This is a genomic window from Peristeroidobacter soli (assembly GCF_004138485.1).
In the GTDB taxonomy this organism is placed as follows: domain Bacteria; phylum Pseudomonadota; class Gammaproteobacteria; order Steroidobacterales; family Steroidobacteraceae; genus Steroidobacter; species Steroidobacter soli.
Window position 1 is genome coordinate 271,655 of record NZ_RYEV01000010.1, and the last position, 22,338, is coordinate 293,992.

The 22,338-nt window shown below is 64.6% G+C and carries 16 protein-coding genes; 2 read left to right on the forward strand and 14 right to left on the reverse strand.

Going from position 1 to position 22,338, the window contains the following annotated elements:
- Positions 1–140: 140 nt before the first annotated feature.
- The 7 genes from EKO19_RS35715 to EKO19_RS35745 all read right to left on the reverse strand — a co-directional run bounded on the left by EKO19_RS35715 (position 141) and on the right by EKO19_RS35745 (position 4,510).
- Complete coding sequence (locus EKO19_RS35715; RefSeq protein ID WP_129782205.1) at positions 141–653, reverse strand: arsenate reductase/protein-tyrosine-phosphatase family protein; 513 nt, start codon at positions 651–653, stop codon at positions 141–143.
- Positions 650–1,471, reverse strand: a complete 822-nt coding sequence (locus tag EKO19_RS35720) for an EAL domain-containing protein (RefSeq protein ID WP_157995592.1) — start codon at positions 1,469–1,471, stop codon at positions 650–652. Before EKO19_RS35720 ends, EKO19_RS35715 begins: the two co-directional genes overlap by 4 nt.
- 13 nt (positions 1,472–1,484) lie before the next feature.
- Entirely contained in the window at positions 1,485–1,907 is a 423-nt protein-coding gene (locus EKO19_RS35725; RefSeq protein WP_129782207.1) for a hypothetical protein, read from the reverse strand.
- Positions 1,908–1,928: 21 nt separating this feature from the next.
- On the reverse strand, positions 1,929–2,513 hold the full coding sequence (locus EKO19_RS35730) for a bactofilin family protein (RefSeq protein WP_157995593.1): 585 nt from the start codon (positions 2,511–2,513) through the stop codon (positions 1,929–1,931).
- On the reverse strand, positions 2,510–3,349 hold the full coding sequence (locus EKO19_RS35735) for a tyrosine-type recombinase/integrase (RefSeq protein ID WP_129782209.1): 840 nt from the start codon (positions 3,347–3,349) through the stop codon (positions 2,510–2,512). Before EKO19_RS35735 ends, EKO19_RS35730 begins: the two co-directional genes overlap by 4 nt.
- A gap of 6 nt (positions 3,350–3,355) precedes the next feature.
- On the reverse strand, positions 3,356–3,559 hold the full coding sequence (locus tag EKO19_RS35740; protein ID WP_129782210.1) for a hypothetical protein: 204 nt from the start codon (positions 3,557–3,559) through the stop codon (positions 3,356–3,358).
- A gap of 93 nt (positions 3,560–3,652) precedes the next feature.
- Positions 3,653–4,510 carry a response regulator gene (locus EKO19_RS35745; RefSeq protein ID WP_129782211.1) on the reverse strand — a complete coding sequence of 286 codons (858 nt, stop codon included), beginning with the start codon at positions 4,508–4,510 and terminating at the stop codon, positions 3,653–3,655.
- Positions 4,511–4,693: 183 nt separating this feature from the next.
- On the opposite strand from EKO19_RS35745, the gene EKO19_RS35750 reads away from it, so the two are divergent.
- The gene (locus tag EKO19_RS35750) at positions 4,694–4,981 is read left to right on the forward strand and encodes a helix-turn-helix domain-containing protein (protein WP_129782212.1); all 288 of its coding nucleotides are present in this window, start codon (positions 4,694–4,696) and stop codon (positions 4,979–4,981) included.
- On the opposite strand, the gene EKO19_RS35755 is transcribed toward EKO19_RS35750, so the two are convergent.
- The 7 genes from EKO19_RS35755 to EKO19_RS35785 form a co-directional block, all read right to left on the reverse strand.
- Complete coding sequence (locus tag EKO19_RS35755; RefSeq protein ID WP_129782213.1) at positions 4,968–6,134, reverse strand: HlyD family efflux transporter periplasmic adaptor subunit; 1,167 nt, start codon at positions 6,132–6,134, stop codon at positions 4,968–4,970. The two genes, EKO19_RS35750 and EKO19_RS35755, sit on opposite strands and share 14 nt — an antisense overlap.
- Complete coding sequence (locus tag EKO19_RS35760) at positions 6,131–8,236, reverse strand: ATP-binding cassette domain-containing protein (RefSeq protein WP_129782214.1); 2,106 nt, start codon at positions 8,234–8,236, stop codon at positions 6,131–6,133. The genes EKO19_RS35755 and EKO19_RS35760 overlap by 4 nt, the downstream gene beginning before the upstream one ends.
- A complete protein-coding gene (locus EKO19_RS35765) occupies positions 8,233–9,495 on the reverse strand; it encodes a TolC family protein (protein WP_129782215.1) in 1,263 nt (420 codons plus the stop codon). Before EKO19_RS35765 ends, EKO19_RS35760 begins: the two co-directional genes overlap by 4 nt.
- A gap of 173 nt (positions 9,496–9,668) precedes the next feature.
- Positions 9,669–11,606, reverse strand: coding sequence for an ATP-binding protein (locus EKO19_RS35770; RefSeq protein ID WP_157995594.1), 1,938 nt, complete (start codon positions 11,604–11,606; stop codon positions 9,669–9,671).
- Between the two features lie 91 nt (positions 11,607–11,697).
- Entirely contained in the window at positions 11,698–17,412 is a 5,715-nt protein-coding gene (locus tag EKO19_RS35775) for a beta strand repeat-containing protein (RefSeq protein WP_129782217.1), read from the reverse strand.
- Positions 17,413–17,589: 177 nt separating this feature from the next.
- A complete protein-coding gene (locus EKO19_RS35780) occupies positions 17,590–18,066 on the reverse strand; it encodes a response regulator (protein WP_157995595.1) in 477 nt (158 codons plus the stop codon).
- Between the two features lie 139 nt (positions 18,067–18,205).
- On the reverse strand, positions 18,206–19,141 hold the full coding sequence (locus EKO19_RS35785; RefSeq protein ID WP_129782219.1) for a response regulator: 936 nt from the start codon (positions 19,139–19,141) through the stop codon (positions 18,206–18,208).
- 343 nt (positions 19,142–19,484) lie between these two features.
- Between EKO19_RS35785 and EKO19_RS35790 the strand changes: the two genes are divergently transcribed.
- Positions 19,485–22,337 carry a response regulator gene (locus EKO19_RS35790; RefSeq protein WP_175597318.1) on the forward strand — a complete coding sequence of 951 codons (2,853 nt, stop codon included), beginning with the start codon at positions 19,485–19,487 and terminating at the stop codon, positions 22,335–22,337.
- Position 22,338: the final 1 nt, after the last annotated feature.

Sequence of the window (22,338 nt, forward strand, 5' to 3'; positions counted from 1 at the left end):
AGACGCACGCCGGTCGACCGACCCTTGTTCTTTTCGCGCCTCAGCGAGTCGTGAACTTTAGTGCATAAGCGATTGCGCGTATAGAAAGCTGCCGCGGTGCGAACCTACGTCCTGAATCAGGGACAACTGCCCGCACACTGTCAGTGCACGCGCCGCTGTCGATTGTCATCCGTGGCGCTCGCCAGGGACCGTAGCGTCAACGTCAAGCGCCGCCGCCATTCCGTTACACATTCCTGTAACAAGCCGAAGGTCCACTCGCGCGACAACTGCGAGGTGACGATGGGCTCACCGATGTTCACGCCGCGCCAGCATCCGAGCAGCAGCACGCGGCCGGCATACGTTGGCATGACACGCAGCACATGCCGCTGCTGCAGCTCATCCATGGTCAGGATCAGATCGGCATCATGCATCAGTGCCGGAGTCAGGCGCCGCGTGCGATGCGCTTCGATCTCAAGCAAGCCGTGTTCGAGCGCGATCTCGCGAGCGGCGTCATGCGCCGGGGCGCCCTCTTGGGCATGAAGGCCGGCGGATTGGACGTCGATCAGGTAGCCCGCCCACTCCCGCCGCATCAGGTACTCGGCCAGCGGACTGCGGAAGCGGTTGGCGGAACACACGATCAGAATGCGCAGGGCGTTGCTGTCGGACGGCTTCATGACAAGGCATGTCCTCGAAAGACTTCACCGCGCCAGCGGCCCGGCGGCGGCATGGGCAGCTGCAGGCGACTCAGCAGATCGTCGCGATTCAGCGCCGGACTGAAGTAGTAGCCCTGGCCGATATCGCAACCCAATTGGCGCAGGTACGACAGCTGCTGCTCGGTCTCGATGCCTTCGGCGATGGTCTCCAGGCCAATATCACGTCCCAGCCGGATGATGGCATCGACGATGACCTCGGCCTTGCGACTCACGCCGAGCTGCGCCACGAAGCTGCGATCGATCTTCAGATGGCGCACCGGCAGACGCGTCAGCAAGCTCAGCGACGAATAGCCGGTGCCGAAGTCGTCGAGCGCGAGGCGCACGTTGGCGGCCGCCAGCGCGTTCAACGCACCGACCACATCGTAGGAGTCGGGCAGCGACGCCGACTCGGTCAACTCCAGGTCGAGGCCCGCGCCCGCCGCCTGCCAGGTGTCGCAGATCGACAGCACCCAGCTCAAGAAACCGCGCTCGCGCAGCTGCAAGGGCGAAATGTTGATGGCGACACGCACGACACTCTGGCCATGACGGTGCCAGTAAGCGGAGTCCGAGGCCGCGCATTCGAACAGCCACGCGCCGACCCGATTGATCAGGCCGCTGCTTTCGAGCAGCGGCACGAAGGCCGAGGGTGAGATCCACGACCCGGTGTCGGTACACCATCGCAGCAGTGCCTCGACGCCTTGCAGCTCTCCGGTGGCGAGATGGAACTTCGGCTGATAATGCACCTTCAGCTCATGACGCTCGAGCGCGCGCTGCAGCTGTTGTTCGAGCGGGGACTGCATGGCCGGTGCCCGTTCAACTCGCAAGGGAGAACTGTCTGCATGCATCGCCCGGCCCGCTGTCATCAGCCACCGGCTGATCGTCGAGCACGCTGTACAATACCCACTGCCCGGTCGCCCGGCGCAACCAGGCACCGGTGGCGGCCAGCACGCCGTCGTGATCGTAGAACGCCAGCTTCAGCGTGATCTCCCCGGCTTCCTCGCCCGGGAAGCGAACGCGTTGCGCGACCACGAACCAGATGCGATGCCCGTCGGTCCATGCACGCCACTGCGAGTCCGCATCCGACTTTCTGGCGCGTGCCTGCAGACACAACGGCAATTCATCGAGCGCCTCGATCCCTTGCGCGTCCTCCGGCACATAGCGACGTTCGCGAGCGAACTCCTCCAGCAACGCGCCGAGGCGCCGTGCGTCTCCGCGGGTCATGCAGTGCTTGCTCATCGGCTTCTCCCGCAACCCCGGCTAGTTTCGATCCGCGATGGTGTTGGTCTTCTCGACGTTCCGATCGCCGCTCCACCACGCGAACGCCGCGCCACCCGACAGCGCCAGACCGATGGCGACCGAGAACATGAACAGGTGCAAGCCGCGCTTCGGACGATATTTGCTGAATGCCGGCAGCGTGGCCGGCACCTTGTTGGGCTCGGCGCGCCGTTCCATCGAATTGACCTCGCCGGTGACACAGGCGCCCCGGTGCACGACGATGTACGGAGCGGAGATTCTTCCAGAAACGACGGCCGAAGCACGCAACACGATCTCCTCGGTCGCGATCGCCTCGCCGCTCAACATTCCGGAGATCTCCACGCGGGCCGCCTTCGCGACGCCGTGAAACTCACCGCCGCGGCTGATCGACAGCGAGGAGCATTCGACATCCGCCTCCCCGAGCGCACCATCCACGAAGATGGATCCAGCCGTCTGAAACTTGCCGGAGGTGCGCACACCGAGGCCGATCACGATGTCATCGGTGCGGCTGGTGACGTGTGGATCGACGGGTGCCCTGGCGGCGCTCGTGCTGGTGACGGACTTCGAATCGACGTTAACGGAACTCATGACGGCTCCATCCCGGTACTGAAACATTTCGATGTCGAAATCTTGCCCGGTTCGATCCGCAGCCGCGCGCCAGAAAGATTCGAAACGAAAGCATTCCTGGCGGGCGCCTCTCGATACGTGACCAGCGTGCGACAAGCCTCGGCCCGGCGCCGGAACGCGTCCCAGAACGCCCGCCCGGTCAACGCCCGCCCGCCGCAGGATGGAAAAACGTGCACGCAGTCACGCCCCTGGAGCAGCACCTCGCGAGGATCGACGAGGAATTCCTTCAACATCGCGACCAGGGTGTCACTCAGCGACACACTGTGTACCAGACGCCGGCCCCGCACCGACAGGCTGCCCTGCTCGAGATGCAGATCGCTCAGGCGTAGTGAGATCAATTGCGCGGCCCGCAGCCCACCCGAGATCATCAGCGCCAACATGGCGCGATCTCGGGCAGCGACGGCGCGAGCGCTCTCGCGCTGACGCCGGATCGTGGTCGCCCTGGGCCGCCGCTGCTCGTCCCAGTGCGCGATGCTCTGATGAAGCATCGGATTGTCGTCACGAGCGTGGCTGTCACACAGGAAGGAATAGAAGCGCCGCAGACTGAGCAGCACGCGGGGAACCTTGCGTGCCGTGGCACGACTGCTCACCCACTCTGAAAGGTATCGATGCAACTGCTGGTCGCTGGCGCTCGCGAGGGTGCAGCCCTCGAACTGCTGCAGCCAGCGATCCAGGCCGCGCAGATCGGCGCGATAGTCGGCGCAGGTGTAGATCGAATAGCGGTTCTCGACGAGCAGCACGTCGGTGAACCGGCGCACCAGGTCATCGGACTGACCGAGCCAGGGATCGATGTTCATACCGGCTCAGAACAACGCAACGAGCGCGAACACGATCGCCCACAGGCAGGCGGACAACCCCAGGGCGATCAGGATGCCGCGGGCCGCACTCAGCCCGTCCTCCTGCTGCGGGCCCGGCGGCCTGGCCCGGCGTTGATCCACGTCACATTCCAACCGCTCGCCGGGAAGCTCCAGAGAAATCTGATGCGATCGCAGATTCAGGTGGCTCATGGACTCATGCTCCGCTGGATTGTTGTTGCCTGAAGTCATTGTGCGTGCAGTCGCGGCGGGCGGCGCTACAGATGGATGCACTTCGCATGCAACTCACCGCCTGCCGGGACGTTCCGAGGGGCGCACCAGGTCCACCGCGACGTTGCGCAAGTAACGTTGCATCTTCTGGTGTCCGGTATCCGTCAGCTCGATATAGGAACGACGCCGATCGCTGGGATCACGCCTGCGAGCCGCGAGACCGGCGTCGATGAGATCGTCGATGCGTCGTAGCGCGGTAGTGAACGGCGCCTTGGAGGCCACACACAATGCAGTGACCGCGACGCGTCGCCCCGTCAATGCGGCGCGCATCAGCTCCGCCAGAATTCCCCATGCCGGATCGGGCAACAGCGTCTGCCCGAACAGACGCACTCGCGTGCCGTGCAGCCGCTTCAAGAAGCGCAGCGAATCGTATTCCTGGCCGTAGTGAGACAAATGCTCACGCATCGGCGAGGACACCGTCATCGGACCGCGCGTCTTGAACATGGCCCGGCGCACGGATTCGAGCAGGTCGCGAGGCATCACCGGCTTGAACAGGAAATCGATCGCCTCCAGTCGCAGCGCCCCGATGGCCGACTCCATCGACATCTGGCCGCTCACCAGAATGAATTGAATGTTTCGCCGTTCGCCGAACCGGGCGCGAATCTGTCGGATGAGCTCGAGGCCGTCGATGCCCGACAGGTGCAGGTCGCTGATGACGACCTCGATGCTCGAGTGATCGCGCAGCACGGCGGCTACATCGGCGGCCCGCTCGAGCACCATGCAGTGCGCATCGATCTGCAGCAGTACGCGACGGAAGATTCGCAGCGTCCGCAACTCATCGTCCACCACCAGCACGCGCGGCCGCGGCCTCATGCCGAGCTCGTGCTCGCTCAGTGATTCGTCGCTGCTCGGTTGTGTGTCGGGCGTTGCCATGCTGTGACGGCAATCTAACGAGTTTTCCCGGTCCGTCGCAGCGTTTCGAGTGCACGATGAATGCAACTATCCGCTTCGCCATCGCGGATTACCTGCAGCGCGGATGTTTCTTTTCAGCGCTCGCGAGGGGCTTCGATTAGCGTGACCCCATCGTGATTCGTCGGGATCGTCGGGAGAGCAATCATGCGCGATGTACAACTGCAGCTGCGCGAGTTCGGCCGCGCGCTGCGTAACGCGCGAGTTCAACAGCAGTTGAGCGTCGATGACGCCTCCAAGGAGTGCCTGCTATCGGACCGGCAAATCCTTGGACTGGAAGGCGCGGATTTGCGCCCGTTCTATTCGCCGAGATACGCACTTCGCGGCGCGGAGCGTTACGCAAAATATCTTGGCGTGGCCCCGGTGCCGCACGCCTGTATCGCAAGTTTCGGCACCGAGGTCCTGACGGCGACGGCGAGCATCAACGCTCGGTGAGCGCCTCCGACAGGGTCTTGGTGATCGGCTTGGAGAGATATCTCAACACGGTGTTCTCGCCAGTCTTGATCTCCACCGTCGCCGTCATGCCCGGCTGGATTTCGATCCGTTCCTCCGGCCGGCGCTGCTGCATCTCCCCGGCATCCACGCCGACGTGGACCCGGTAATAGGAGACCTCGCCGCGAGGCGACTGCTCGGTGAGCGTATCGGCGCTTATATATGAGACCGCGCCGACGCCCGACCCGTAGATCTTGTAGTCGTAGGCGTCGAACTTGACGCTCGCCGACTGGCCCGGGCGAATGAAGCCGATATCCGCCGGGCGCACCTTGGCTTCCACGATCAGCACGTCGTTGGTGGGAACGATCTGCAGCATCTCATCCCCCGGACGCAGCACCGCCCCGACCGTGGTGAAGCGCACGTTCTTGACGATGCCGTCCGCCGGCGCGGTCAGCTCGGTGCGACTCAACTGATCCTCGCGTTGCATGCGGATCTGCTCCGCGCTGACCAGTTCCTCCTGAGTCTTGGCCAGCTCCGTCTGCAGCTCCTGAAGATACCGGTTGCGACGATTGACGATCTGGCCGCCGACTTCCGCTTCCTGCCGCTGCAGGCGCAGGACCTCCGAGCGGCTCACGTCACCGGTCGCGAGCAGCGGCTGGTTCATCGTCAGCTCCTGACTCACCAGCGAGTGCATCTGTTGCAGCGTGGCCAGCTCGGCGCTCAGCGCGTCGCGGCGCTTTTCATAGAGCGAGGTTTGATTGGCGATGAATTCCCGATACGCACGCAGCGACGGATCGAACGCCAGCGGCCGGTCGTAGAGCTCCGCTTCGATTCGCGCGAGCGCGGTGCGCAGTGCCGCTTCCTTGCCCCGACTCTCATCGACGCCCGCCTTGGCTTTGATGCTGTCGAGTCTGACCAGCAGTTGTCCCTGAGTCACGCGGTCGCCTTCCCGGACACGCAGATCCGTGATGACACCGCCATCGGCGCTCTGCACGACCTGCACCCGGCCGCTGGGAATCACCTGGCCGGTCGCGCGGCTGATCTGGTCGAGCTCCGCCCAGTGTGCCCAGGCGAGAAAGCCGGTCACTGCCAGCAGCGAGACGAAGATCACGAGCCCCGGTGCGGATTCTCGTGCGGTGGACTTGTTCGAGTTCATGCGCTTTGGCCTCCAGCGGCGACGGCCATGGGCGTGGCGGCTGCGACAGCGGAGCGGCGCAACTGCTCGAGCACTTGCGCGGTCGGTCCATCCATCACGATCTTGCCGCCCGCCACCACGATGACGCGCCGGACGAGTTGTAACAGAGACATTTTGTGAGTCACCAGAACCAGGGTGCTGTCGGCGCCAGCGCTGCGATCGAGCGCGGCGAGCACGCGCTTCTCACTATCCTGATCCAAGGCCGCGGTCGGCTCATCGAGCAACAACAGGCCGGGCTTCGCCAGCAGAATGCGAGCGAGGCCGACGAGCTGTCGCTGCCCGCCGGAGACGCCGCTGCCGCCCTCGGCAATCGGCATATCCAGACCTTGCGGATGTGAGGCAATGAACTGCGCCAGGCCCGCCTGTGTCGCGCAGGCCATCAGCGCGTCGTCGCCCGGATTCGGGCGGCCAAGCAGCAGATTGTCGCGCAACGTTCCCTGCACCAGCCGATAGTCCTGAGGCAGATAGGCGACATGCTCGCGCAGCGCGTCTTCGGCGATCTGATTCATGTCCAGACCCGCCAGCAGAATGTTTCCTGACTGTGGCCGGTACAGACCGGCGAGCAGCTTCAACAACGTGCTCTTGCCCGAACCGACCGGCCCCAGGATGGCGATGCGCTCGCCGGGCCGGATCGTCAGGCTGTGCAGGTCCAGGCCACTGCGCGCGCCGGGATAGGCAAAGCGCACCGACTCCAGTGACAGCGCACCGGACAGCGTGGCGGGCCGCAGATAATCCGCGCCGGGCTCTCGATCGACCGGCAGCTTGAGCAGCTGATCCAGGCCGTCCAGCGCGCTGCGAGCGTAACTCCACTGCATGATCAGGCCCGGCAGTTGGGACAGCAGCGGTCCGTTGATTCGGCCCGCGAGCATCGAGCAGGCGATCAGCGAACCCATGGTGATCTCCCCGTCGATGGCCGCCAGGCTGCCGATCGCGATCATGGCGACGTAAGTGATCTGCTGGATGAAGTTGGCGCCGGATTGCGCGAGCGCCGTCCAGCGTCGCACGCGCTCGTCATCGACAGTGACATCGTCGATCAGCTTGTTCCAACGCGCCAGCAACTCCCAATGACCGCGCGTGGCCTTGACGATCTCGCTCGCCGCGATCGCTTCGACCAGCAGACCGTTCTTGCGATAGCTGCTGGCCTGCGCGCGCTTGGTCTCGTTGCGCACGGCCCGTGCGACACCCCACGCCAGCAGCAATACGATCGGCAAGCCGATCAACGGCACCAGCGCGAGGCTGCCGCCGATCAGAAAGACGACGCCAACCATCAGCAGCGCGAACGGCAGGTCCGCGACGAAATAGATGGATGCCGCCGACATGACGGAGCGCACCTGCTCCAATCCGCGCATCTGCGCCGCCAGCGTGCCGACCGATGCCGGTCGTGCGTCGAGTCGCAGCGCCTGCAGTCTCGTAAAGAAATATTCCGACACGTCCGCATCGATCGAGGCGGCCTCGCGCTCCAGAGAGATCGCGCGCAACCAACGCAGCAGGAACTCGATGCCGATCGCGAACAGCACGCCGAACACCAGCACCCATAACGTCGCCATCCCACCTTGAGGAATGACGCGGTCATACACCTGCATGGAGAACAGCGACACGCCCAGCCCGACCAGACTGAGCACCGCCGTCGCGACGGTCGCCTCGACCAGCATGCGCCGGCGCGACAGCAATGCTCGCGCGAAAATCTGGAACGACTGCGAGCGATCGTGGCCCGGCGGCCGGCCCGGAATCGTCAGCCGATAGAACTCGAGCGGGGTGTCATCGAGCGACCAGGTTTGCACGCCGCCCTCGGTCAGGACTCGAACCGTGGTTTGAGTCTGCCACTGATCAGCGATGGCCCAGCCCAGCAACGCATGATGAACCAGCAACGGAAAGTGCTGCGCCTTGGGCAAGTCGCGCAATGCTTCGGGCGCGTTCCAGCCCAACGCTGCGCACAGTCGCGCCAGTGCTTCCCGATCGGCGGCCTCGCCGTCGAGCGAGGCGAGCGGACCGGCCCAATCCGGCGGCAGCTCGACCCGTTGCCTGCGGGCGAGCGCGGCCACGAGTGCTGTCAGTTGTTTCATCGATTCTTCTCCGAGGACTGCACCTCGTCGGGCCGCCACTGGCCGGACAGCAGGAGCAAGCGAACATATGAAGTCACGGCGCCAGCTTCGGCATCGATCTGGGTGAGCTCGGCGGTGGCGGTCTCCCGCACCGAGTTCAACACTTCCGGCCAGGTGCGCCGGCCGGCAGCGAACTGGCGCAGGAACGAATCGGTGACCGACTTCGCGGCGAGCGTGGCATCGCGTCCTGCTTGCGCGCGACGTCGTGCGGTGACGTTTTCTGTCAGCGCCGCGAGAACGATCTGTTGTCGCTCGCGACTCGCGGCATCGATGGCCAGCGAGGCTGCCTGCTCACGCTGCTTCGCCGCCTTGATCGCGGACATACGCGACAGCCCGCCGTCGGCCTGAATCCGAAACACCAGGCCCAGCTCGTCGTCCAGATCGCTGTCGCTGCCCAGATAGTGTTGATAGCGAACGCCCAGCTGCGGCATCAGCGCGCTCTTGCGCAGCGACACCTCGGCTGCGGCGATCTTCGCTTGGGCAGCGATGCGTCGTGCGCTCGGATCAAAATCGAGCGCCGCACGCAGCAGTTCGGCCGGGGTGGCGGCGTTCTGTTCTTCGCGATAATCCAACACTCCGGCGATCCGCAGGCTGTCATCGCCAGTCAGCTCTCTCAAGCGCAGCTGTGCAATTTCGGCTTCGGCTTCTGTCTGCAGAGCGTCGATCTCGGTCTGACGCGTGCGCGACTGGGCAAGCTCCAGATCCGAGGCAGGACTGATTTCCTGATCCACGCGACGACGCATGGAGTCGACCAGTTTGCGGTGCTCGACCAGACTGTCCTCGAGGATTCGGGCACGACGATGCAGCCGCTGCACGTCGATGTACGCCTGGACGGCGCGTTGCGCGAGATCCAGACAGACTTCATCCATGCTTGCCATGGCGGCATCGAGGCGACCGCTGGACTGCCGGATGGAGGCGCTGATCCGCCCACCGGTCCACAACGGCTGCTCCACCGAGATTGCGGCCGAGACATCGCCGCCATTGCGGCGATCGGCGAAGCTCTCGACCGACACCGCGGGAAACCGTGCCCACCGAGAGGCGCTCAGCTCCGAACGAGCGGCGTCGACTTCAGCGCGCGCCGCGCCGGCGCTTGGATGAGTCGCGAGCACTCGCTCAACCAGAGTCACGAGCTCAGGGTTTCCCGGCGCGGTGGCGCCGGCCCGTGGCACGACACCCACCAGCATTGCCGAAGCGACCATGAAGAGACGAGCGAGGAACATCCGATCTCCGAAGCTGCGGTGTGCAGCGAGCGCGCGATCGCATCGGGATCGCGGAGCGGACTCTACAGGGCCGCGCGCAGCGATCCGGTCGAGTCTGATCCGGAATGAATGTAACTAATATCGGCCGCTGCCCTGGAAGTGTGGAGCACCTCACAGTGCGTCCCGGAACACGTTCAAAGCGAAGCAAACACCGCGCGGGCCAGCGCCGCAGGCAGCTCATCGGTTGCAGCCACGAAACGTAATCGTTTCATGCCGAAGACGCTGGCGGCCACTGAGGCGGCCAGGTGATCTCGAACCACCAGCACTTCTCCTTCACAGTGCGGAGCGAGCAGGGTCAGCACGGAACGCAACTGCGCGGCGGCTATTCTGGTGTCGCCTTCGGCGGTCAGGCTCCAGCCCGAGATCACCAGCACCTCGAAACGGTCGATGGGCACGCCGCTGGAGAGAAGTTCCGCGCCGTCGGTGCCGATGATGACGGCTTCGACGGACGAATCGATCAGCAGCGTGTGCGCGTCATCAAAGACACTACCGCGACTGGACCGAATGCGTTGCGCACCGATCCGCAAGCCTGCCCCGCTGCTCGCGCCAACACACACGTTGCGTTGAGCGAGCATGTCCGCCGCTTCCTGCACGATGGCCGCGTCGAGGCCCGCAGTGAGCACCAGCCCGACAGGAAGACGCCCACGCTTTTCGACCAGCTCGTGCATCAGCAGATCGAAGGTTTCCCGCAAGGCCACGCTGCTGATCTGCGGTTGCGCATTGACCTCGCAGATCCCCGCTCCCACCTGCTTCCACGACCGGCTGATGTCCGGCATCAGCAGGTCGATGCCTGCGAGATCCAGTCTCAGTGCCCGCGCCGCGCGCTCGCACAGTCGCGCATTGTCCGGATGCATCTGATCGAAAACCGGTGTGGGCATGCCGCCGGTGGACACATTGGCCGAGCGTCGCAGGCGGACGAAACATCCAGCCGCGGGCACCGACTCGGGCGTCAGCCGCTCGGCGGCAAGCAGCCCCAGCGCCTCCTCATCGAGCTCCAGACGCACCAGCGGGGCCGAAAGATGCCCACCTCGCCGCGGATCGAGATTGACCTGCGCAACCAGCGCGGCCACGGTGTTGACCCCGTCGCCCGTGACCGACCCCGGCACCCGCATCATCGCGGCGATCGCCCGGCCCCGGAATACATAGACGCGATAGTCGCGGCCTTCGAGATGTTTCTCGACCAGCAGATTCGGCGAATGTTTCCTCGCCCTATCGAAGGCCGCGCGCAACTCGCTTTGCGACCTGAGTCCGGCCGACACGCCGACCCCGCCGTCCCGATCGGTGGGCTTCATCACCACGGGATATCCCAGATCCCGGCCTGCCTGGAGGGCCTGCTCCAGCGTTCGCACCGCCTTCTGCGCGGGCACCGGCAGGCCAGCCTGTCGCAACAGCGCATTGGTCACGAATTTGTTTCGCGCGATCCGGGTGGAAATATTGGACGTCGACTGAGTGAACGAGCTGTCGAGCCATTGCGCGCGCCGGCCCCACCCGTATTGATAGATGCCGCCAGGCAGCGGCCTGCAGGGAATGCCCTGTCGATACGCCGCGCTGATGAAGAACCGATTGTTGGCGCCGCCCGGTGCGTGGCGATTCATGCGTTCCAGCAAACGTTTCAGCTCGGCCTGCATGTCCTCGGACAATGACTCGCCCTCGGCTCTGGAGGCGAGCTCATTCAAGTAGCGAGCGGTCCATAGCAAGGCTTCGAGCGCTGCCGCCGGCGCCAGCGACGGCACGGCCAGCAGCCACTGTTTCGACGGCAACGCGAACACACGGGGAGCGCCGGTGTCCGGCAATCCCGAGGCGTCCTGCAATAGTTGAATCGACCGCGTCAGGCACGACAGCACGTCGACCGGCGCTGCGCCGGCATCATTGCCATCCAGAGATAGATGAGAGAGCGATTCGAGCGCACGACCCGCGACCGCACGCCAGAGCGCCGAGTCCTCAAATCCGATGCGGGCCACTACACAGGGAGCGCGCAGCCCATAGACATACCCCGGGAACTGCCGGATGCCACTGACTTCAAGCACGGGCGTCGCCACGAGAGACGCCTGAACTTCCGCCGACGCCACCATGACGTATCCCCATCGACACTGATTCAGAGTTCCGGCGAACGGCGCGGCGCCTTCCACGAGACGCCGCGCCTGCCCCATGATTTCGCAGCGATTAGGCCGGCTGGAAGAAGTCGCTCACGTCGAGCGTACCGGCCACGCCCGTCACCTTGACGATGTAGTCGTCGCTACCGAAGCCGCTGCCTGCCTGATCGCCCAGCGCGATCAGATAGGTGTCATTGCCCCAGTTGAACAGACCCGCCGCATGGGTCGCCGCCGGGCCGCTCTGCTCGAACACGCCGTTGGCCTGGAACAGCGAGTTCACCGCGGCCTGCAGATCCAGGCCCTCGATGTCCACCGCCGAGCCGTCGTTCACGACCGTGTCGATCTGGAGCAGCCGGTCCATTTCAAAATATGAGGTCCAGTCGCTGCCCGGCCCGTCGTACGCTTCCGCTTCGGCGTACATGCCCAGCATCAGATAATCGCTGGTGCCCGGCGCGCCCGCGCCCAGATCCAGACCCACGATGGTGTCCATGGTGTCGAACTGCGACTCGCTGATGGCGTAGTAGTCCCGACCGCCGCCGCCTTCGAGTGTGTCCGACGCTGCGAACAACTCATCGTCGTGATAGCGGTCGCCGAGCAGCACGTCACTCTGATCGCCACCCTTGAGCGAATCGCCGGCGGCGCCGCCCATGAGCATGTTCTCCGAGCTCTTCGAACCGAGCAGTTGCAGACTGGCCTCGGTCTCGAGCGATCCGTTGAGGAACACGTGCGTTGCGCTCACTTCCGTGGCATCGACCGTGAGGTCGAAGCTCGACGCATTGCCGTCGCTCACCGCCCAGCTGTCGTCGATCACCGCAATCACGTCGTAGCTCGCGCCACGATCCTCATCGGTACGCAGCACCAGCTTGTCGATGCCGGCCGAGCCTTCATCGACTTCGAGATTGGTGTCGTATGCCTGCAGGTCACCGTTGCGATCGGCCACCGTGGTGTCCTCGCCATGACCGTACATCGTGATGTCGACCACGACGTTCTGTGCCTGGGTCAATTCCTCGAACTTGATTGCGTTGCTGTCGCTGCTGCTTTGAATGACGGTCACATCGGCTGCACTGACGCTGTTCTCGCCGAACGAGATACCCACCTCGCTGCCCGCGGCCACTGCCACGCTCACCGCGCCGGTGCCATTGCTCTTCAACTCCACCTCAGCCTCATCCGCAGCCGTCAGCGTGAAGTCACCAGAGGAGCCGCTGGCGAGCCGGACCGTGGCGTCCAGGCGATCCTGTGCCGTGACCGTGATGTCGTGGTCGTTGTAGATCTCCATCGAGATCCGCACGTCATCCGCGATGTCGACGGTGAGATCGCGCGCGAACTCATCGCCCACCCGGAACAGCAGGTTGCTGTCCGCGCCGACGATCAGCTGGTCGAAACCGGACTCGAACGCGTCGTCATCGAAGGTGATGGCATCCTCGCCATGGAACTCCAGCTCCTCGACGTTGCTGACGTGACGGAACATGCGCCCCTCGTCGGTCGGCGCCGAACCGCTGGTCACGTCGTCGGCGGCTTCGCGACCGTTGCCGATGATCAGACGGTCTCTGCCCTCGCCGAGATCGACCGTGCTGAGGCTGGACAGGATCACGCCCTTCATGTCGACCACGTCGGCGCCGCCGAGCGTGCTGACCGCGAAGTCATAGTGCTCGCCCTGATCGGCATGCGAGTCGAACACCACCTTGACGTTGGCGGCCGAGCTCGACGTGACGCTCCTGGCCATCACGTCGTCGATGACGATGCTGGCGCCGGCGATGCCGCCCGCCAACGCGATGCTGCCGCGAACGAATTCCCGGTTGTCGTCGTTCTCGTCGGTGTCGATGTAATGACTGAAGTTGTCCTGCACCGTGATCGACAGGTTCTCGTACGCGATCATCGGCTGCGGAGTGAACACGGTGAAGCCGTCCCACGCGCCGTCGATACCCAGATCGAAGTCGCCGGTACCCTTGATCGTCAGCGCCAGCGTATCGTTGTCGGTATCCGCCTCCTCGGCCAGCACCGCGTTGACGGACACATCGATGTCCTGATCGTCCACCGGTGTCGCGCTCTGCATCTGCTCGTGGCCGTCGCTGGCGCTGTCGCTGTCGAAGCCGACATCGACATCATCGCCGCTGTTGCCAATCAGCGTGATCACGCTGCCGTCAACCGCCACGGTGAAGCCGGTCTCGCCGGCCGCCACCACCTGCGCGAGACGGGCCGCGATGTTGTCGGCATCCTCCTGCGCGGTCGCGCCCGACAGATCGTCGGCGGTGACGGTGACGCTGTATTTCACAGCGTCGATCTCGATCGTGATCACATCGCCGATCTGGTGATCGCCCGGTTCGGCACCGATCTGGAAGCGCTCCACCTGGCGATTGCCAGTGGCGGTCACCTCGTTGCCCGAGACCGTGATGTGCTCGCCGAGGCCGGCAGGCAGATTCAGCAGCGTGAACGTGACGGGATCGCCCGCATGGTTGCGTGTATAGGTGCCGTTGACGACCCCCTCTTCCAGCGCCTGCCTCGAACGCAGCGTCACTTCGCTGCTGAGGTTGATCTGCTGCACACCGCTGATCAACGAGAAGTCGGCGGTGATGTCGGCTGCGGTGTTGTCGTCATCGTTGGCGTCGTCGTTGTCATCCTCGTCTTTCACCGGATTCAGGGCGATCAGGTTCAGCGTCTCGAAGCCGCTGATGCCGGCATCGGCTATGCACGTCACTTCGCTCGTGAGGCCTTCGGCCGCGACGGCCACGTCGGCGGCACCGATGGTGCCCTCGAGAATAAAGCTGTCGTCCGTCGCGCCGGCAGCCACGGTCAGTGCCGCATTTTGATCCTGCTGGATCACGGCCTTCAGGCCAGAGGCGACGTTCTCGCGAGTGCCCAGAGCGTCACCCTGCACGATATCGGAGGACCGCACGGTGTAGCTGTAGTCCACACCATTGACGCTGACGCTCACGATCTGGTCGAGCGCATAGTTGCCATCGAACGTCAGGGTGACCCGCTGCGCCTGAGTGCGCGCCACGAGAGCCTCGATGGTGTCCACCGCTTGCACGGTCAACGTATCGTTACCCTCTCCGCCCCGCAGGAAGCCGCCGGAGCGCACCAGGGTGTCGGTCTCCTCATCGTCGCTGCCGGTGATCGTCACGGTGTCGTCGCCGTCCCCCATGTCGATGACGGTTGCGTCGTCGCCACCATGCACATGCACGCGTCCCTCGCCGCCATCGCCGAGTTTGAGCGCGTCGTTGCCCGCGCCGAAGTCGAGCTGCGAGCCGTCGCGAACCGCCGTGCCGATGAACATTGCGTCATTGCCCGCGCCGAACTCGACGCTGGTCGCGCGCAATTCTTCATCGACCCGCACTTTGTTATCGCCGTCACCGAACTGGAGCGTCGAGAAATGCAGATTGGTCTCGACACGGACGGTGTTGTCGCCCGCGCCGAAGCTCACCGTCGCGGATTGCATCTCGCCGCCCACCGACAGTTCGTTGTTGCCGTCGCCGAACTCCAGCGACGCATGGCGAATGCTGCCGCGAACGCCGGCCTCGTTGTCGCCATCGCCGAACGTCACTTTGCCGCCATCGCGGATGTCACCGCCCACGCTGAGCTGATTGTCGCCGCCGCCGAAGCTGACGGTGGCATTGCCACTGATGTCGCCGTCTTCGCCGCGCACTTGCAGCGAGCTATCGCCGTCGCCGAACGTCACCGAAGCGTTGCCTTCGATGTCATCGGTTTCGGCAGTGTTGTCGCCATCGCCGAAAGTCACGGCCGCGTCATCGAGAATCTCGCCGGCGATCAGGCGATTGTTGCCTGCGCCGTTGAAACTCACCGACGCACTGCCGCCGATGCGGCCATATTCGTTCTGCGGCATGAAGCTGTAGAACTCGGTCTCGAGGTCGAGCAGGTTATCGCCGTCGCCGTTGAAGACGATGCTGGCGCTGTCCACCACGCTGGCGGCACGGACCGTGTTGTTGCCGCTCAGGAAGCTGACCGACGCGTCGGCTTCGATATCGCGGTCCACGTCGAGCACGCTGTCGCCGGCCCCGAAGCTCACCTGCGCTGAGGCGCCCACGTCCTCGCCAACGCTCATCGCATTGTTGCCAGTACCGAAGCGGACCGTGCCATGCACGTCGTGCCCCACCGTCAACGTATCGTTACCGTCGCCGAGATCGAAGCTGTCACCGTAAGAAATGTCGCCGCCGTTATCGTCAACGACGACCGTGTCGTCGCCCGCACCGAGGCGCAGGTCCGAGATCTCACTACCGCCCACGCCATTCAGCACCACATTGCCGGCAAAGCCTGTGGCATCGAAGCTGGCACCGGCGATGCGATCCTCGTTGATGGCGACATCGAATGCGGCCGCCTGGCCGGCGATGCCGCCGCTGACCGTCACTCGGGTCACGCCGCCGGCCACGAGCTGCAGCTCGCTGCCTTCATCGACGCCATCATTGACACGCAGGTCGATCGCTTCGATGTTCTCGTCGACCGCCAGCGTGCCGACGAATTCATCGATGGCGAGTTTCAGCTCATCGGCCTCTCCCGACACGACCTGGCTGTCGTAATCGAGGGAGAGGGTGCTGCCGGACACGTCGGTGATCGAGACGGCGGCCAGCGACTGCTGGTCCACGATGGCGAGATCGGCACGCGCGGATTCAACGTTGATTTGCGAGACACGGTCGTCGAAGCCGGTCATGCTCAGCTCGACGCCGCCGTTGCCCTCGGTGGTTCGCAGGTTGACCTGCTCGACATTGCTGACCGTGACGCCGTCCACGGACGTGCCGCCCTGCAGAGTCAGATTGAGCTGATCGCGACCCGCGCCGCCGTCGATCACGTCGCCGGTGTTGTAAGTCAGATGAGAGCCGATGATCGTGTCGTCCCCGATGGTGCCCGTGACATTGTCATGGCCCTCGGTCAGCACGAACGCCGGCGTCAAGGAAACATCGTTGATTTCGACGGAGGCGCTCTGCCCGGCGACGCTGACGGTGAGATTTTCCACCCCCTCCGTCGTGCGATCTGCGGCCAGCGTAATCTGGATCACCGCGCGACCATTCGCATCGACGGTCACCGTGCCGGCGAGCACGCCACCCTGCACGTCGTCGGCGGAGATGCCGGAAATCGTATAGGTGTACTGAGTGCCCGGCGCGACGTTGGTGGTATTCAACGTGAAAGTGACATTGTCGCCCTCATCGACCGAGGCCGCGGAGCGCACCAACTCGAACGTCGCCGGCTTCGGCGCTGGCGGCGCCGGCGGCGCTTCGGCCTTGTTGCCATTGCTGGTGTTGTGCTCGATCGCGGCACCCGCCGCACCGGCGCCAGCGACACCGCCCGCAATCCACCACGCATTGGACAGTGCCGATGATGCCGTGGACGCAACGCCTGTCGACGCCGCCGCCGATGCGCTGGAGCCCGCGGAAGAGACAACCGCGCCGCTGGTCTGCGCCATGCTCACATAGCCAGCGCTCTCTCCTGCAAATCCTGTGTCGAGCACTGCACCCGGCATGGCGAGCTCAGGCGTGGCCGGCGTGATTTCCGGTGCCGCCCCGCCCGGAAATTCAACGGCCACCGGCGTCTCACCCTGCGCCGTTTTCTCGAAGAAGCCTTCGATCAGCACGGATTCGCCAAAGCCCTCGATGATCAGATCGTTGCCATCGGCGCCGCCGCGACGTGCCTTCACGCCTGCGGGCGTGGCGCCGGTCGTGGCATCGACGATCTCCAGACGCTCGCCGTGCTTCAGACGCAGTACCGTGCGCCCCGCGACGGTTGCTTTCTCAATGGATTCCACACGACCGGCAGCATTGCGTATCGAGAGTTGCATAGGAGTTCGCCTTTGAAAAATGATCCAGCCAGAGTCCGTTGGGGCGGCATGGTAGGCAGGCGGATCGGCGAACGTGGGCCGACAAGATTCAGAATGACAGTAACTGCGACTTCCCCACCATTATGCAGCCACCTCGAGACTGGCCACGGGCGTTCGACCCGGAGTCGACCGCAGCGCTCATGACGCAACGACCTGTGCATACATGCGACGCGTGCGCAATGCAGCCGCAACGTAAGCCCGCAGCTCGCGCGGAGCGATGTTCTTGGAAAGCACGATGTCCGCGCCCGAGTCGAGCAGATCGGCACGCACGATGGAACTATCCAGCCGCGTCACCGCGATCACCGGCACGCGCTGCCATTTCTCCTCGGATTTCAGCCAGCGGAAGAACTCATCGCCGCGCATCTCATCCATCATCAAGTCGCAGATGATGATGTCCGGATCGATGGCGGAGAGCCGGTTGCAGACTTCCGAGGCACTGGTTGCGAACGCGATCCGATGACCGTCACCGCCGAGCATCGCGGCCAGGGCGAGCCGTGCGGTCGCGTCGTCGTCGATGATCAGCACCAGGGGAGACGTGAGTTCGGTGCCCGCGCCCGGGTTCAGGGCGCGCACCAGCGCCGAATCGGAAACGGCGGGAGTGGTAGCTTGCAGCATGCGTGTCATCCTCGGGATGTTTCGAACACATGCGCACTGTAACGACCGAGCGCTCCGCGTGTGCGATCTGGCTCACGCAAAGTAGTTGCATCGTGCATGCAAAGCACGATGTTGGTTGCAAGGTGATGGTGACGGAGGGTCAGTTGGCGGGTGGCCGCTGCGCCTTGCCCACCGCGCCGCCCTGCGGGCCGAGCTTGCTCAGATAGCCATTGGCCTGCTCCAGATAATCCGTCACCACCTCGTGCGCCTTCGGTGTCAGCGACACGAAGTCACGCCGGGCATCCTTGGGATCGGGGATGCGCGCCATGTAGCCGCGGGTGGTCAGCTCGTTCACCCGACGCAGCAGCGTGGTCGAAGAAACATTGGAGTTGGAGATCATCAGGCCGGACACCGACAGGCGTTGATGCTGGCGCTCGGCGCGCGCGAGGTCGAGCAGCAGATCCCACGCCACATCGTCGAGCTTGTGCTGGGCATACCGGGTGCGCAGCTCGCGAAGCATTTCAATGGTTTCGATGACTGAGGTCGACGAGGAGGCAGCAGCCTCACGCACCGGCTCCGCCTGCAGCGGCGCGGGTTTCGCTGGCGCCGCTGGCGGCTCTGCGGCCACGGCCAGTCTGCGCAAGCGCTCGGTGAGCTCCTGCGATTGTTCGATCAATCGCGCCACTTCCGGTGACAGCACCTGATCCATCTGATCCTGCGCGGCCCGGGAAATCGCCCGCCGGACCGCATCCAGCAGTTCGGCGGGACGTACCGGTTTGGTGAGGAAGTCGCAGACGCCGAGACGCAACGCCTCCACGGCCGTCTGCAGGGAGGGTTGCGCAGTCAGCAGCACGACGCGCGGCGCCGGCCGGTCCAGCGCCAGGGCATTGATGCGATCGACGAACTGGAAGCCCGTCATGCCCGGCATATAGATGTCGCTGAGCACGACCGAGATGGCTTCGTTGGCGACCACGATCGCCAGTGCCTGCTCGGCGTGGGTCGCGGTATGACATCGATAGCCGGCGGACACCAGCACGCCTTCCAGGATGTGCAACATCGCGGGGTCGTCGTCGAGCAGCAGCACTTGTTCCTTCATAAAGACATCCCCGGTCGATGACGGTATCCGATCACGTGCACCGGCACATGCAATACGCACGCACCGTAATCATTATTGAGTTTCATCGCCCGTCCGTCTCCTGACCAGAGTCTGAGAGTGCGCTCGGGGAAAGCCCGATTCCTGCACTCGCCCCGCGCGCCGACCCTGCCAAGCCGCTCATAATAAATTTCGCGCCGCTTGCCCTTGCCGAAAGTAGAGCAGATCGAACTCGGCAGTAGCAACCGGATGTCCCATTTCTGGCACATATTTCATTCAGCGACCCGACGAACATGGACATATGGAGCCGCGCGCCCGACCGCCGCCATGCCCGCCGATGCACGCATTGAAAAAATTCTTCGCCTGCAGCCGCGCGCAGCAGCCGTCCGTGATCGCGATGCTGACGGGCTCGCTGCTGGCGGTGCCGGTCCTGATCATCGACGCGGCCGCAGTGTTGCCGGCGCAATACCCGCCGCTGCCGCTGGCGTTGATGGCCATCATGATCCTCGGGCTGGTTGCGGGCCGGTGGGTGGCACTGGGCGCCGTTGCGCTCACTTCCATCGACGTGCTGCTGTTCGATGGATCGTGGATCGAGTCCGCACAGCTGCTCGCCGCGGTGATCGCGGCCGAGCTGCTCCGCCACGGCCTGCGGGCGATCCTCGTAACCGCATTCCTGCTGCTGATGACCCTCGCGGCGAGCGCGTTCGCAGCGAGCGGCAAACTGCCGGGCCTGTATTTCATCACGACCAGCCTGATACAGATCAGTGCCGCAGTGGCCATGGCGGCGCTCGCGATGCTGGCGATGCCCCGGCGCAGCCCCTACTTTCCCACCCGCTGCCGCATTCAATGGGACCTGGTGTTGTTCGTGCTCGTGGTCGGCATGGCGAGCGTCGCGGCCTACTCGCTTGCATCATCGAACACCCCACAGTCCGCCCGCCTGCTCGGGCTGATGCTGCTCGCTCACGTGGTTGCGTTCGAGGTCGCCCGGCGCTTTCGCGCCATGGCGCGTGATCGGGACGGCACGCTGCGGCGCTGGCTCTTCCAGAGCTCCCGGCGGGACTCACGCCCTTACAACCGCATGCCGCCGGACGTCACCGCGCAGCTGCTCGGCCTGGCTCGCGAAACCCGCCGCCTCAAGCGCCTCGCCGATCGCGATGAGCTCGAAGTCGCCGCCGCCCGCCAGACATTGCAACGTCAAGGGCGCGAGCTGCAGCAGTCGCAACGAGCGTTGCGAGAGGCGACCGAAGCGCTCTCGCAGATCACTCAGGCGCACGAAGTCATGCAGGCGCGCTGGCAGGCGCTCGTCGAGCGCGCCGGTGACGCGCTACTCGTCACCGACGCGTGCGGGCGCATCGAATATGCGAACCGGGCGGTGGTGCGTCTGCTGGGCACGGATCCCGCCGACTTGCTCGGCACCTCGATCGAGGCACTGATTCCCCCTTACGCCCTGCTGCTGCATCCCTTCAATTTCGTTGCAAACGACGGCGCCCGCCACGGCCAGAGCACGCAGGCACCAGTACGGTGTGCGGGAAACAAGGATCGCGAGCTCGCCATCCGGATCACCGAGTTCGTTGCGACCGGCGCGACCCGGCATGCCATCCAGCTGCGCATCGCCGATCGTACCAAGCAGGCGTTGAGCGCTCTCAGACAGGCGCAGAACGCAGTGGACAGCGCGCGACGCACCCGCAATTCGTTCAACGCCGCCATGAGCCACGAGTTACGCACGCCGCTGCACGGCTTGATCGCGACACTCGACATGCTGCGTGATGAATCGCTCTCATCCCAGGGCACGCAGCGACTCGCGATCGCCAAGGCCTCGGCCCGCTCGCTGCTCAAGATTGCCAACGACATCCTGGATCTGAGCCGCATGGAAGGCGGCGATTTCACGCTCGAACGACAGACCTTCTCGTTCACTCACCTGGTGCAGGAGGCGGTAGAGGAAGCGCGGGCACAGGCAAACTCGCGCGGGCTGCAGCTGCAGACCAACCTGCTCGGCACGTTCCCGCCGGCGTTGCTCGGCGACCGGCAGCGCATCCGTCAGATCGTGGTGAATCTGATCTCGAACGCCCTCAAGTTCACCAACCAGGGCGGCGTGCGCGTCGATGCTCAGTTCGATGGCAGCCATTGCATCATCGATGTCATCGATTCCGGAGAAGGCGTGCCCGAAGACAAGCGCGAGACCATCTTCGAACCGTTCGTGCAGGCTCACGCGTCGGCGAAACATCTCGGCGCGGGCCTGGGTCTGTCCATCTGCCGGCGCTTGAGCGTGGCCATGGGCGGCAGCCTGACGCTGCTGCGGACCGGCCCCGCCGGCTCGACGTTCCGCCTCACGCTGCCCCTGCAGATCTCGGACGAGCCCGCGCCCGAGGACACCAGTCTGCGCATCTTCAACAATCCGCGCGGCCGCATCCTGGTGGTGGAAGACCATCCGGCCAATCAATACGTGGTCAAGAGCATGCTGGATGTGTTGACCTGTCCGGCCACCATCGCGAGCGGCGGCGCGGAGGCGATCGAACTGCTCCGGCACCAGGAGTTCGATCTCATCCTGATGGATTGTCAGATGCCGCGCATGGATGGCTTCGAGACCACGCAGCGCATCCGCAAGCTGCTCACCCGGCACGTGCCCATCATCGCAATGACCGCCAATGCCATGCTCGAGGATCGCAAGCGCTGTCTGGATGCCGGCATGGACGACTTCCTGCCCAAGCCGTTCGGCCGTGGCGCGCTCAACGACATTCTGTGCAAATGGCTGGCGCCCAAGCCGGGCTCCAGAGCCGGTGCGGCCAGCCTCGGGGAGTCGCTCGCGAGCACGGTGCAGAAGCTGCCGGCCATCGAGGCCGAAATCTTCGAGGAGCTGTGGCGCAATCTGCAGTGGCAGCTGCCGCCGATGCGCCGCATCTGTGAGACGTTTCTATCTTCGGTGCGTGAAACGGATGAAATGTTCGACGACGCCGATGGCGCCGCGCTCAAGCGTCAGATCCACACGTTGCTCGGCACCTCCGGCATGATCGGCGCGCGTCAGATCGAACGGATCGCCGCCGATCTGCAGAACGCGGTCAAGGCGCGCAGCTGGGACGACGTGGAAGCGATACGCGCGCCGCTGCAGAAAGCCGCTCGGGAATTCGAGCGGGATTTCGCTCGTCGACTCAACGCTCCGCCGGGCCCGCAGCACCTCTCGCTCGACGCCAGCGAGCTGTGAT

Coding starts and splice junctions, on each gene's coding strand:
- EKO19_RS35715 (WP_129782205.1), bottom strand. CDS start 653: ATGAAGCCGTCCGACAGCAACGCCCTGCGCATTCTGATCGTGTGTTCC.
- EKO19_RS35720 (WP_157995592.1), bottom strand. CDS start 1,471: ATGCAGTCCCCGCTCGAACAACAGCTGCAGCGCGCGCTCGAGCGTCAT.
- EKO19_RS35725 (WP_129782207.1), bottom strand. CDS start 1,907: ATGAGCAAGCACTGCATGACCCGCGGAGACGCACGGCGCCTCGGCGCG.
- EKO19_RS35730 (WP_157995593.1), bottom strand. CDS start 2,513: ATGAGTTCCGTTAACGTCGATTCGAAGTCCGTCACCAGCACGAGCGCC.
- EKO19_RS35735 (WP_129782209.1), bottom strand. CDS start 3,349: ATGAACATCGATCCCTGGCTCGGTCAGTCCGATGACCTGGTGCGCCGG.
- EKO19_RS35740 (WP_129782210.1), bottom strand. CDS start 3,559: ATGAGCCACCTGAATCTGCGATCGCATCAGATTTCTCTGGAGCTTCCC.
- EKO19_RS35745 (WP_129782211.1), bottom strand. CDS start 4,510: ATGGCAACGCCCGACACACAACCGAGCAGCGACGAATCACTGAGCGAG.
- EKO19_RS35750 (WP_129782212.1), top strand. CDS start 4,694: ATGCGCGATGTACAACTGCAGCTGCGCGAGTTCGGCCGCGCGCTGCGT.
- EKO19_RS35755 (WP_129782213.1), bottom strand. CDS start 6,134: ATGAACTCGAACAAGTCCACCGCACGAGAATCCGCACCGGGGCTCGTG.
- EKO19_RS35760 (WP_129782214.1), bottom strand. CDS start 8,236: ATGAAACAACTGACAGCACTCGTGGCCGCGCTCGCCCGCAGGCAACGG.
- EKO19_RS35765 (WP_129782215.1), bottom strand. CDS start 9,495: ATGTTCCTCGCTCGTCTCTTCATGGTCGCTTCGGCAATGCTGGTGGGT.
- EKO19_RS35770 (WP_157995594.1), bottom strand. CDS start 11,606: ATGGTGGCGTCGGCGGAAGTTCAGGCGTCTCTCGTGGCGACGCCCGTG.
- EKO19_RS35775 (WP_129782217.1), bottom strand. CDS start 17,412: ATGCAACTCTCGATACGCAATGCTGCCGGTCGTGTGGAATCCATTGAG.
- EKO19_RS35780 (WP_157995595.1), bottom strand. CDS start 18,066: ATGCTGCAAGCTACCACTCCCGCCGTTTCCGATTCGGCGCTGGTGCGC.
- EKO19_RS35785 (WP_129782219.1), bottom strand. CDS start 19,141: ATGAAGGAACAAGTGCTGCTGCTCGACGACGACCCCGCGATGTTGCAC.